The organism is Lacrimispora sp. YZC11, assembly GCF_057543815.1.
Genome location: NZ_BAAJYQ010000021.1, coordinates 1 through 13,098, shown reverse-complemented (window position 1 = coordinate 13,098; position 13,098 = coordinate 1). Strand labels below are relative to the sequence as shown.

Genomic DNA, 13,098 nt, shown 5'->3' with positions numbered 1-13,098 from the left:
GAAATGGTGGAAAAGAAGGGGAAAACAGCATTGATTTGTGGAGAAAATACGGAAGTCTGCCGGGAGGCGGAAGAATGTTTAAAAGAAATGGGCTGGCTGGTTTGGCGGCTGGGATACGGAGAGGTCCAGGCAGCAGAAAACCTTTTTAAGAAGGAAGATGGCCTTGATCTGTTGGTATTTGGTGATGATGAGGGAATCTTTCCCCGGACAGGTACCATCTATGAAAACCAGGAACGGCCAGCCGTTTTACAGGCCTATGAGCATCATGTAAACGGCCCCCTTAAGGCACTGCGCCTCCTTAAGCCTTTTTTGGACCAGGGCGGGGGCAGACGGATCTGCTATATAACCACCAGGGATTCCAGCAACAATATGTGCTTTGATCATGAACGATACGGAGAACATATGGTACGGGCAGCAAGAAATATGCAGGCAAGGATTCAGATGAACCGCCTGGGTCCGGAAGGTTATACCTTCCGGGTATTCTGCTATGACGGCTCCTGGAAGATGAAAGGGACCGGGCAGCAGGCTGTCCTTTATTTTCTTCAGGACCGGAGCAGGGATGAGTTCTGCCCGGCTCATGAGGATGAAAGAAGGCTGGTCATGAGAGATGAAGGAAGGAGGGAGATTCCATGGTAGAGGCCTTGATGTTTGGGAAATGGGATGCAAGATACCATCCCCTTTATGAACCAGGGGAAAAGGTAAAAGAGCTTCTTGCGGAATGCTGTATTACGTTGACAGACCGCCCGGAGGCGTTTGAAAGTGATGCTATGAAACAGTACCGGCTGTGCATTCTCTACGGAGAATTTGACGAACCGGCTTTTGGAGATGAGGAAACTGCCGGATTATTGTCCTTTGTTTCTACAGGAGGGGGACTTTTGGTTTTACATAACGGGATCTCGGTCCAGAACCGCAGCGAGCTGGGGCAGATGATCGGTGGAGAATTCTTATCCCATCCGCCCTATGAACAGCTTCCGGTTCTTCATTATAAGGGAAAGGGTACAGCCCATCCAGTTATGGAGGGCGTCTCCGATTTTTGCGCAGAGGATGAGGCATATCAGTTTCGGCTTGACCCACTGGCAGATATCCAGATAGTAATGGAGTACCAATATGAAGGAAAAAGCTATCCTGCGGCTTGGGTCCGGAGGTACGGAAAGGGAAAGGTGGCTTACTGTTGTGCAGGACACAATGGAAAGACCTTTGAAAATCCTGAGTTTGGAAAATGGATCAGGAACAGTGCGGCATGGCTTTTATCAGAACAGGAGGAAGGATAAAATGATAGATTTTACATGGTATAACCCGACAAGGATTATATTTGGCAGACAGACTCATTTACGGGTGGGTGAGGAAACTGCTGTCTATTCCAAAAAGGTGCTGCTTCATTATGGAGGAAAAAGCATCAAGGCTTCCGGAACCTATGACGGGATTGTGAAATCCTTAACGGAGGCAGGAGTTTCCTTTGTAGAATTGGGGGGAGTATGCCCGAATCCAAGGCTTTCCCTGGTACGCCAGGGCATTGAACTCTGCCGGAGGGAAGGAGTGGATTTTATTCTGGCGGCAGGAGGAGGAAGCGTCATTGATTCCGCAAAGGCCATCGCGGCTGGAGTACCCTACAAGGGAGATGTATGGGATTTTTATACCACAGACCGGAAGCCGGAAACCGTCCTGCCCATAGGTGTGGTATTAACGATCCCTGCGGCAGGAAGTGAAAGCAGCGATGGCAGTGTAATTACCAGGGAAGAGGGGCCGGATAAGCGTTCTTTTATTTCCAGCCTTCTCTATCCGCGGTTTGCAATTTTAAATCCTGAGCTTTGCTATACGCTTCCAAAGAACCAGATCGGAGCTGGAGGCGCGGATATCCTTTCTCATGTCATGGAACGGTATTTCTCTCCCAATGAGGAGACAGACCTTTCTGACCGCTTGTGCGAGGCCGCTATGAGGTCCCTGATACATAATCTCCCCAGAGTTCTTGAAAATCCACAGGATTATGATGTCTGGGCCGAAGTGATGTGGACTGGGAACGTAGCCCATAACGGCCTTTTGGGAAAAGGAAGAATGGAAGACTGGGCCAGCCACGGGATTGAACATGAGCTGAGCGCTGTCTATGATATTGCCCATGGCGCCGGGCTTGCCATTGTATTTCCTGCATGGATGAAATATGTGAACAAATCCCATCCTGGGAAGATGGCCCGCTTTGCCTGCCAGGTATTTGGAATCAGCCCGGAGGATAAAACGGAAGAAGAGGTAATCCGTCTGGGAATCTGCTGCCTGGAAAACTTTTTTAAGAGCCTGGGACTTTCCGTGACCTTAAAAGAGGCGGGTATTGGCAGGGAGGCCTTTGATGTGATGGCCCAAAAGGCGGTTATGAATGGGAAGCTGGGAAGTTTTCAGGCCCTTGATGAGAAGGATGTAAAGGCTATTTATGAACTGGCAGAATAAGGAGATAAAGGCATGAACAGAGAATTGTTAAGAAGCATGACACCGGAGAAGCTGGCAGCATATTTTGACCATACCCAGCTTCGGGCCTATGCGGTGCGGAAGGATTTTGAAAAACTGTGTGAAGAAAGCAGAAGCTATGGATTTAAAATGGTAGCCATCAATCCGGCTCCGGTAGCCCTGTGCAAGGAACTGTTAAGGGGAACCGGCGTTCATGTGGGAGCTGCCATTGGATTTCCCTTAGGTCAGACTACCATAGAGGACAAGGCAAATGAAACAGCCAATGCCATAAAAAACGGGGCGGACGAAATTGACTATGTGGTAAATTTAACAGAGCTTAAGGAAAGAAATTACGGCTATGTTGAGAAGGAAATGGCTTCTGTTGTGGAGGAGTGCAGAAAAAATAAGGTAATCTCCAAGGTTATTTTTGAAAACTGTTACTTAACGGAAGAAGAAAAGGAAGCTTTATGCCGGATCGCTCTGGAGGTAAAGCCGGATTTTATCAAGACCTCCACCGGCTTTGGAACAGGAGGAGCCACCTATGAGGACATTCAGCTAATGAAACGCATGGTAGGCGACGAAATTCAGATAAAGGCGGCAGGCGGAGTCCGTAACCTGGAAACAGCCCTTGTCATGATAGAGCTTGGAGTCTCCAGGATCGGATCCACGGCAAGTGTGGGAATCGTAGAAGAACTGAAAAAGGAGCTGTAAGCTGATGAAAGATTTTTTCCGAATTATGGTTTGTGATAAACAGGGAAGAATCAGGCAGCAGCAGGAAGGAGAGGGACGGGCAGTGCTTCGGCCTTCTTCTCCCTATGAGCCTGGCGATGTAATCCGGATAGAAAGCCGGCGCCTTCCCTGTCCCCTAAAGGTATCCCTTTCCCCGGCTCTTCCTGAGGCGGAGGTGTGGCTGGAGGATCATGCCATGGAATTTCCGGTTCCTTTAGGAGAGGAAGAGGCCCAGGCTTATCCGGCAGATGCCTTTGGAGAGGAACGAGGGATCCGGGTGGAGGCGGTGAGCAGCCAGCGTTGGGGAGCTTACCGTAATTTAAGTGAAAATCCTCTGGACCGCAGAGGAGAAACCACCGTTTATCCCCACTGCACTGCCTCTGTGGAAACCAGAGGGGAATCTGTGTTTGCTGCAAGGAATACCATTGACGGACGGTGTGAGAATACGTTTCATGGAGAATGGCCTTATACCAGCTGGGGAGATAATGAGGATCCGGAAGCAGAAATAAGAACTGATTTTGGCCGCAGGGTGCTGGCAGACCGGGCGGAAATTTTAATACGCGCTGATTTCCCTCATGACAATTACTGGAAGGAGGCGACTCTGGAATTCTCCGACGGAACTGCGGAACGTCTTTTCATGGAAAAGACCGGGAGCTGGCAAAGCTTTTCCTTTATTCCCAGAACCATTTCCTGGGTAAAGCTGAAGGAACTGAAAAAATCAGAGGAAGAATCCCCTTTTCCAGCTCTCACCCAGTGGAGGATTTTTGGGATGGACTGTGAAAAGTAATAAAAAAATAGTCCACTATTTTGAAAGATTATGTGTTAAATAACCATATTGAAACTGCTATACTGATGATATAAAATAAAAAGGATGCTTTTGGTCGCTTTTATAACGGAATAATTATAAGAAGTGAACAAAAGGAGAATGGAGGAGGTTTATATGAGAAAAAGATTTTTATCAGCCGCGATGGCAGTTGCAATGGCTTGTGCCTTAACGGCCTGCGGAGGAAGCGGTGGCACCAAGACGGAGACAACCGCACCTGCAGCAGAAACAAAGGCAGCAGAAACAAAGGCAGCAGAAACAAAGGGAGAAAAAGCAGGAAATACGGCTGCCGGAGAGGTTACCCTAAAGGTATTTACCAACCTTCCAGACAGAACTTCAGGCCAGGGGCTGGTGGAGCAGACGCTTTTTGACGCTTATATGACTGAGAATCCAAATGTAAAAATCGATGTGGAAGCCCTGGATGATGAAGCCTATAAAACCAAGTTCAAGGCCTACGCAGCAGGAAGCCAGATGCCGGATCTGGTAAGTGTTTGGGGACAGCCGGGATTTATCGATGAGGTGATGGACGCCGGACTTCTGGCAGAATTAAATAAGGATGACTATAAGGACTATGGTTTTATCAATGGATCCCTGGATGGGTTTTCACGGAATGGAAAGCTTTATGGCCTGGCCCGGAATACGGATGTTATGTCTTTCTACTATAATAAAGCCATATTTGATGAAAACGGCTGGTCCGTGCCCAAGACCTATGATGAGCTTCTGGCTTTAGGAGAGAAGATTAAGGCCAAGGGAATCATTCCTGTTTCCATGGATGGGGGAGACAAATGGCCTCTTTATATCTATGTGACGGATTTGATGCAGAAGCTGGATGGCAAGGGCGTTATGCAGAAAACACATGATGCCATTGCTTCTAAGGATTTTTCCGATCCCACCTTTAAAAAGGCAACGGAGATTTTAATGGATACCGCTAAAAAGGGCTTATTCCAGACCGGTTTTGAAACAACAGACTATGGCACAGCCAAGAACCTGTTTGCCAATGGCCAGGCGGCTATGTTCTACATGGGAAGCTGGGAAATGAGCATGGCTACCAATGAGGACATTCCGGCAGAAATCCGTGACAATATCCGGGTGTTCACCATGCCCGTAATAGACGGCGGACAGGGCGGTGAAACTGATATTGCAGCATGGAACGGAGGCGGATACTCCGTAACAGCCGGGGCTGTAAATAAAGCAGAAGCCATTAAGCTATTAAATTATATGTTCCGTCCGGAGGGATGGACCAAGGTCGCATGGGAAAACGGAGTATGTATGTCCGCTCAGGATTTTGCCCAGTTTGCAACTGGTAAAGAAACAGAGCCTCAAAAGCAGTTCATCGACATTGTCAGCCATGCTTCCAACTTATCCGGAACTCCCATAGGTGATATGGGGACTTCTGAATTCAAGACAATCAGTGAGGATCTGGTACAGGAGGCAGCCATTGGAAAGATCACTGCTGAGGAGTATTTAAAGGGCCTTGAAGCTGCATGTAAGTAAGTGAGTCATTCATCATGGCCGCCTGCCGGTAAACGGAGGCGGCCATAGGTTTCCGTGAAAAAATCTCGAAGGAGGAAATATATGCAGAAGGCGTACAGCAATAAAGGGATTATTTTCACCCTGGTCTTTCCGGGGGTGGCCATGTTCGTATTTGCAATACTTGCCCCCATACTTTTAAGCGTACACTATGGTTTTACGGACTTCAGCGGTCTGGGGGCCTATCATTTCATTGGATTTGCCAATTATAAAGAGATGTTTCAGGAGAAGGCGTTCTGGTATTCCTTACGTAATTCCCTTCTTCTGGCGGCTGGCTTTGTAGTGATCCAGCATCCCCTTGCCATCATGACAGCAGCGCTTTTAGACCGGCTTGGCCACAGGGCAGAAGGTTTTTTTCGGTGTGTTTATTTCCTGCCAAATGTCATCTCTGTAGCGGTGATTGCCTATTTGTGGAAGTTTATCTACAATCCTAATTTCGGCCTGTTAAACAACATCTCAAAGGCCCTGGGTTTTGGAGGCGATACCAACTGGCTGGGAAGCGGGAGAGCCATTTGGTCGGTTCTGGTGGTTTTAATCTGGCATGGCTTTGGCTGGGGAATGCTCATCTACTATACGGGAATCAAGAACATTGATCCCGGACTTTATGAGGCGGCGGCCATTGACGGAGCAAACAGCCGTCAGACCTTTTTAAGAATTACCCTGCCTCTTATGAAGCCGGTCATCCAGGTCAATGTAACCCTGGCCATTATCTCCGCATTAAAACAGATGGAAACCGTGTACCTCCTGACCAATGGAGGTCCGGGCAATGAGACTCAGTTTATGGCAAACTATTTATACAAACAGGCCTTCAGTGCTTTCCGCTATGGCTACGGCAATTCCATAAGCGTGGTATTTGTGATCATCTGCATACTGGCAACCCAGATTTTAAATCGGCTTTTCCGGGAAGAGAAGGAGGGATAAAGAATGAAGATAAAGAACATAACGGTGGGCGGCCTCTTGTTATGGATCATTCTGGCAGCTGTGGCTGTGATCCAGATATTCCCACTGGTCTGGCTTTTAGACTTTTCCCTTGCCAGCAGCAATGAGATGTTTACCAATGGACTGCTGATCATTCCCAAGGTGATAAAATGGGACAATTACATAAAGGCGTTTGTAGACGGCCATTTCCTGCTGTATTTTAAGAACAGCCTGCTCATAAACGTGCTTGCAGTCCTTTTGGTCCTGGTAATTTCCGTTATGATGGCCTTTGCCTGTACCAGAATGCACTGGAAGCTGTCCGGCCTGGTGAGGAACTTAATACTACTTGGTATGATGATTCCCATCCATGCAACACTGCTTCCTAATTATGTGATTTATGACAAACTCCGCTTAACCGATACCATGTGGGCCCTGCTGATTCCCTATATTGCATTTTCCCTGCCCCAGGGCCTGTTTCTCACCTGCAGCTTTATGGAGAGCATCCCAAGGGAAATTGAGGAGGCGGCCCTGATGGATGGCTGCGGCATCTACCGGATCATTGTGGTAGTCATTACGCCAATGCTGAAATCCTCCCTGGTCACGGTTTCCATCATGACTTTCTTGAACAATTGGAATGAATTTATGATGGCCAGCACCTATTTGAGCAGTCCCAAATGGAAGACCCTTCCTTTTTCCGTGCTGGAATTTACAGGTCTTTACTCCTCTAATTATGCGGTTCAGTTTGCAGTAATGGCTTTGACCGCAGCGCCAATGGTCATTATCTATGTGATTTTAAATAAGTACATCACAAAAGGCGTTGCCATGGGAGCTGTAAAAGGTTAAACTAGAGGAAAAAAACGGGGGTGGCCCATGGAAGGAAAGATGAATTCCCTTTCAAAAAGGATTACGAAAAAGCTGATGATACGCCATAAGATGATGTTAGCCATCTACATGGTTCTGGTTCCTGTAGTAATAGCCGGGGCCATATTCCTCTATGGCCGCACCTACCGTACTACCATGGAGGAAAATATCTCTCTTTACCAGCGGTTTACCCAGACCATCTGCGACGATATCGTTTACTTACAGCAGGATGTTCAGGATGTTGCCACCTATTTTGCTGTAAATACAGATATTCATAAGGTACTGACAACTCCGGCCATTGAGCTGAAACGGGATCCATTATTCTGGTCTAAGCAGACTCCGGTTACCTTTCTTCAGGATATGCTGGCCATCAAAAGCCAGATTAAGACAGTGATTCTCTACCCTGAAAACGGGGCGCAGCCTTTTTACATAAGCCGGGACGCCAGTGTTCACAACAAAAACCTTAAGGAGATACGAAAGCTGCCGGTTTATCAGGCAGCTCATGATGCCAAGGGAGATGTGGTATGGCTCCGGGAACCTGCGGGAACGGGAGGACTTTATTTAAATAATAAATCCGACAAGGTGGTGGCATGCAGGGCCTTATATGATTTATCGAAACGACGGCGCCTGGGTTTTCTGGCAGTCGGTATGGAAGCCTCCCGCTATACGGATATTTGCGAAAGCATGCTGAGTGTTCCCAATGAGGGCATTGTGGTCCTTGATTCAAAGGGAGTGGAAATCAGCCGGACAGGCCGGATCGACGAAGAGGTTCTGGAATTTGTCCGGAAGGGAGAGTTCCTTAGGGTTGACCACTGGAACGGATACTATATCTTCAACTCCAGAAGTGAGGAAACCGGAATCCAGGTCTGCTATATGTCACCGGAAAAGAACTGGAGGGAGCGGGTCCGGCAAACCCTGGCCATGCCGGTGCTTCTTGGGATTTCTCTTTTGGTTCTGACCGGTCCTCTGTCCGTTATGGTATCGGGAGGGCTGACAAAGCCCATTGCCGCTTTGTGCAAATCCATGGAAAAGTTTAAGGAAGGGGATTTTAATCAGGCCATTGAGGCGGAAACCGAGGATGAGATAGGAATCCTGTCCAGAACCTTTAACCAGATGGTAAATGATCTCCGGGATCTGATCGAAAAGAATTATGTTATGGCACTGAGAGAAAAGGAAAGCGAACTGAATGCCCTGCAGGCCCAGATCAATCCTCATTTCCTCTACAATGTGCTGGACTCTCTTTACTGGCAGGCCGTAGGGTCCGGTAATGAGGAGCTGGGAGAGGATGTGCTGGCCCTTTCCAAGCTGTTCCGCCTCCTTTTGAGTCATGGGCAGAGTGAGGTGAATGTGGCCACAGAGCTTGAGCTGATCACCAGCTATTTGCAGATACAGAAGATGCGCTTTTCCAAAAGGCTGGATTATGAGATTGATGTGGAGGAAGACCTCCTTAAATGCAGAATCGGAAAGCTGACCCTGCAGCCCTTTGTGGAAAATGCCATTGTACATGGTCTGGAAATCCGTGGAGAAGGGGGACTGGTTAAGGTCACAGGCCGTAAAAAGGGCAATACCCTGGTTTTTGAGATTCTGGATAACGGGGTAGGAATGGAACAGGAGGAGGCGGACAGAATTCTTCTTGCAGAGGAAGGAATACGCTATTCCAATGCCCGCATCGGCCACTATGCCATCCGCAATATTAAAGAAAGACTGTACTTAAAATATGGGGAATCCTACAGCTTGAACATCTACAGCCGGCCTCATGAGGGGACCAGGGTCAGGCTCGAGATTCCGGAAGAGCTTTAGAGTAATAAAGATGGGGGAAATGTTATGGCACAGCCTTCTTTTCGCCTGCTTCTGGCAGACGATGAAGAAAACATCCTAAAGGGGATGGAAAATTACATACGGAAGAATACCAGATGCTTTGACAAAATTCACTGTGCAGTAAATGGAGAAGAGGCCCTGGATATTATTTATAAGTATCATCCGGATGTCATGCTGGTAGATGTGCAAATGCCGATAAAAAGCGGACTGGATGTAATGAAGGAGGCCCTGGCAGCAGGAGTCTGCCCAAAGACCGTCATCCTGTCTGGCTATGATACTTTTTCCTATGCTCAGCAGGCCCTGCGTTTGGGAGCAGTGGATTACTTATTAAAGCCCTGCCGTTCCACGGAGATATTGCAGAAGCTGGAATCCATTGCGGCACCCTGGCTGGGTGAAAGAGAGGAAGGCCCTGGACCGGAGGGGAATATTTTTGTAAAGGCAGCCATGGAATATATGATGGACCATATGTCCGAGGATGTGAATCTGGGAATGGTAGCAGAGAAGGTGGGAGTGTCCACCGCTTATTTATCCACCTTGTTTACCCAAAAGCTTGGCTGCGGCTTTATTGATTATTTAAACCGGCTGAGAATAGAATGCGCCCGTGAATACATGCACGACGGCCGTTTAAAAGTATATGAAATCGCATATAAAGTAGGATATCATGATGAGAAATATTTCTCTAAGGTATTTAAAAAGGTGACAGGGCAAAGCCCCTCTGTCTATCGGAGGAATATTGGAATAGGAGAATGAGATGAAAGGTTCATGGAATGTCACCACCTATGAAAATGGAAAAGCGGAAACGTGGACAGAAGAAATCCAGTCCGTAACGGATGAAGGCCAGGAACGGGAAGCTGTGAATCTTTGTCCGGATTTTACCTACCAGACCCTGGAAGGCTTTGGAGGAACCCTTACGGAAGCGGCAGCCTATACCTGGCATCAGATGGGAGAAAAGGCCCGGATGGAATTCTTAGAGGCCTGCTACGGAACGGATGGACTGGGGTATACCCAGGCCCGCATGGCCATTGACAGCTGCGACGCCTGTCTCGGTAATTATTCGGCCATGGACCAGGAGTGGGATGAAGAGCTTAAAAGTTTTTCTATAAAAAGAGATGAAATGTATATACTCCCCTTTTTAAAGGCAGCGGAAAAGGTCAAAGGGGAAAGTCTTTCCGTTATGCTTTCTCCCTGGAGTCCGCCTCCATTTATGAAGACGAATGGGGAGAAAAACCACGGCGGTAAGCTTCTGGAAAAATACTACAGCCTGTGGGCAGACTATCTGTGCCGGTTTGTAGAGGAATACCAAAAGAATGGTGTATCCGTAAAAAGGCTCAGTGTTCAAAATGAACCCGATGCCACCCAGATTTGGGATTCCTGTCGGTATGACCCAGGGGAGGAAAAACGGTTTTTAAAGGATTTTCTCTATCCGGCCATGAAACGCCGGGGGCTTATGGAGGTGGAGCTTTTCATCTGGGATCACAATAAGGAGCGGGCCTTGGAACGAACGCTGGCAGTCATAGATGAGGAAACCCGGTCAGTGGTAGAAGGGGTGGCCTTCCACTGGTATTCCGGAGATCATTTTGAGGCCCTGGATATGATACGGGAGCGATTTCCGGAAAAGAAGCTGGTATTTTCCGAAGGCTGTGTGGAATACAGCCGTTTTTCCTCAGCTGATCAGCTTTCCAATGCCAGAATGTATGGCCATGACATAGCCGGGGATTTAAACCACGGAGCCTGTGCGTTTATAGACTGGAACATCCTTATAAATTCCAAGGGCGGGCCAAACCATGTGAACAATTTCTGCGATGCTCCCATGATGTACGATGTGGAAACAGGACGGCTGGAGAAGAAGCTTTCCTATACCTATATAAGCCATTTCAGTCGTTATCTCCTTCCGGGAAGCGTCCGCATTGGCATGAGCCGCTACACGGATGAAATCGACGTGACTGCCTTTAAGCGCCCTGATAATAAGCTGGCTGCAGTTCTTATGAACCGGACAGATCGGGATATGCCGGTTTATTTAAGACTGCAGGGTCAGATGGTAAAGCTTTCAGTTCCGGGAGGCGGAATCGGCACTGCCCTTCTGGAATTAGAATAATCCTCCCCAAATACCTCCAGACATTTTTTCAAACCCATTGTTTCTATATTTTAGAAGGAACCGGTCCTAAGAAGGATTTTAGGGGGCTGGCATATGAGAAGCCATGAGAGTGGGTTAAAGACCTGGCGGACAGAGGAAGGATTTGAGTTATTACTATAAATAGAACTGATAAAAGAGGAGGAATCGGAATGAAAATCGTCACTACAAATGCGGCCGAAGATCAATATTTTCAGGAGTCAGAGGCCTGTTGGTCAAACTGTCCGGACCAGGAAAGAAATTTAATAACCATTTATCCTGGCAAGCGGTATCAGCCTGTATTAGGATTTGGAGGAGCCTTCACTCAGGCAGCAGGATATGCCTGGTCATTCTTAAGTGAGGAGAAAAGGGCAGAAGCTTTGGATGCGTATTTTTCTGAAAACGGTTTGGGCTACCGCCTGTGCAGAACCCATATTAATAGCTGTGACTTCTCCCTTGAAAACTATTGTTACGTTAAGGATGGGGATGAAAGCCTGGAGACCTTTTCTGTGGAATGCGATGAAAGCTATCTTCTTCCGCTGATACGGAAAGCCAGGGAACGAACTGTAGAGGAAATGGTTCTTATGGCAAGTCCATGGAGTCCGCCTTCCTTTATGAAATCCAATGGGGATATGAACCACGGAGGAACGCTGAAACGGCAATATTGGAAGACCTGGGCGAAATACCTAGTGAAATATATCCGGGCTTATGAGGAAAAGGGAATTAAGATTACCTATATTTCCATTCAGAATGAGCCAAAGGCTGTTCAGGAATGGGATTCCTGTATTTATACGCCTCAGGAAGAGAAGGAGTTTGCACAGGACTTTTTAAGGCCGGCGATTTTAGAGGCAGGTCTTGATGTGAAAATACTGGCCTGGGATCATAATAAGGAACGTGTCTATGAAAACGCATGTGTCTATTTCCAGGGAGAGGGAGATGCTGTCTGGGGGGAGGCCTTTCACTGGTACAGCGGGGATCATTTTGAAAATCTTCAAATGGTCAGCGAAGATTTCCCGGATAAAGCCCTTATCTTTACAGAGGGTTGTGTGGAATACTCCAGATTTGATGAGGGGAACCAGCTGGCACAGGCAGAAATGTACGCCCATGACATGATCGGAAATTTCAATCATGGCTGTCAGGCTCACATTGACTGGAACCTGTATCTGGATGAAAAGGGAGGACCCAATCATGTGGGGAACTTCTGTGCGGCACCTATTATGATTCATACAGGAGAAAATACTTATGAAAAGCAACTGAGCTATTATTACATTGGACATTTAAGCCGGTATGTGAAGCCTCAGGCAGTACGGATCGGAATTTCCCGCTACACCGATAAAATAGATGCCTGTGCATTTTTGAATCCTGATCAGTCCATAGTCACCGTTTTTTTAAACCGGACGGACATAGAAATAGAGGCATCTTTGAGAAAAGGTCCGCAGGTCTGCACTCATTTACTAAAGCCCCATTCCATCGTGACCGTGATAGAAAATCAACATTAAGGCATTTTCCTCCTCTTTTGGTGTCTTTGTGAAAAGGATTTTTTTACAGCACATATGATCTGGCATTTAAGCTTAGAAAAACTGCATCGGAACTATTCCGATGCAGTTTTCTGGTCTGCAAAAAAAACATAAGAAAAAGGTTGACTTTTGTCAAATGCTTTGGTATGATATAACTCGCCGCTGAAAACGGCGGCAAATTTTCTACAAAACACATCGATGACCGATGAAAAAAGTTTTGAAGAAAATGAAAAAAATGGTTGACAAAAACAACCGAACATGATAAACTTTAAAAGTTGCTGCTGAGACAGTAACACAGAAAAAGCACTTTGAAAACAGAAGATTGAACAGTATGTAAAACCCTGAAAATTCTAATAAAA

At 47.2% G+C, this 13,098-nt stretch carries 12 protein-coding genes; all 12 read left to right on the top strand.

The genetic code is table 11. The features are described 5' to 3' along the window. Window positions 1–3 precede the first annotated feature (3 nt). Entirely contained in the window at window positions 4–636 is a 633-nt protein-coding gene (locus AC27IJ_RS25180; RefSeq protein ID WP_312443981.1) for a Rossmann-fold NAD(P)-binding domain-containing protein, read from the top strand. Next, window positions 630–1,271, top strand: coding sequence for a ThuA domain-containing protein (locus AC27IJ_RS25175; RefSeq protein WP_487151315.1), 642 nt, complete (start codon window positions 630–632; stop codon window positions 1,269–1,271). Before AC27IJ_RS25180 ends, AC27IJ_RS25175 begins: the two co-directional genes overlap by 7 nt. A gap of 1 nt (window position 1,272) precedes the next feature. Next, entirely contained in the window at window positions 1,273–2,436 is a 1,164-nt protein-coding gene (locus tag AC27IJ_RS25170; protein WP_312443985.1) for an iron-containing alcohol dehydrogenase, read from the top strand. 12 nt (window positions 2,437–2,448) lie between these two features. Then, window positions 2,449–3,144: a deoxyribose-phosphate aldolase gene (deoC, locus tag AC27IJ_RS25165; RefSeq protein ID WP_312443987.1), complete on the top strand. Its 696-nt coding sequence runs from the start codon at window positions 2,449–2,451 to the stop codon at window positions 3,142–3,144. A gap of 4 nt (window positions 3,145–3,148) precedes the next feature. Then, a complete protein-coding gene (locus tag AC27IJ_RS25160; protein ID WP_312503120.1) occupies window positions 3,149–3,949 on the top strand; it encodes a carbohydrate-binding protein in 801 nt (266 codons plus the stop codon). Window positions 3,950–4,102: 153 nt separating this feature from the next. Next, entirely contained in the window at window positions 4,103–5,479 is a 1,377-nt protein-coding gene (locus AC27IJ_RS25155; RefSeq protein WP_487151312.1) for an ABC transporter substrate-binding protein, read from the top strand. Between the two features lie 81 nt (window positions 5,480–5,560). Next, window positions 5,561–6,436 (top strand): carbohydrate ABC transporter permease, encoded by an 876-nt coding sequence (locus AC27IJ_RS25150; RefSeq protein WP_312443990.1) that lies wholly within the window; start codon window positions 5,561–5,563, stop codon window positions 6,434–6,436. A 3-nt stretch (window positions 6,437–6,439) separates the two neighbouring features. After that, complete coding sequence (locus AC27IJ_RS25145) at window positions 6,440–7,276, top strand: carbohydrate ABC transporter permease (RefSeq protein ID WP_025231108.1); 837 nt, start codon at window positions 6,440–6,442, stop codon at window positions 7,274–7,276. 27 nt (window positions 7,277–7,303) lie between these two features. Then, complete coding sequence (locus AC27IJ_RS25140) at window positions 7,304–9,094, top strand: sensor histidine kinase (RefSeq protein WP_312503123.1); 1,791 nt, start codon at window positions 7,304–7,306, stop codon at window positions 9,092–9,094. 24 nt (window positions 9,095–9,118) lie between these two features. After that, complete coding sequence (locus AC27IJ_RS25135) at window positions 9,119–9,862, top strand: response regulator transcription factor (RefSeq protein ID WP_312443993.1); 744 nt, start codon at window positions 9,119–9,121, stop codon at window positions 9,860–9,862. 1 nt (window position 9,863) lies between these two features. Further along, the gene (locus AC27IJ_RS25130) at window positions 9,864–11,207 is read left to right on the top strand and encodes a glycoside hydrolase family 30 protein (RefSeq protein WP_487151309.1); all 1,344 of its coding nucleotides are present in this window, start codon (window positions 9,864–9,866) and stop codon (window positions 11,205–11,207) included. Between the two features lie 188 nt (window positions 11,208–11,395). Further along, window positions 11,396–12,721 (top strand): glycoside hydrolase family 30 protein, encoded by a 1,326-nt coding sequence (locus AC27IJ_RS25125; protein WP_487151308.1) that lies wholly within the window; start codon window positions 11,396–11,398, stop codon window positions 12,719–12,721. Window positions 12,722–13,098 lie beyond the last annotated feature (377 nt).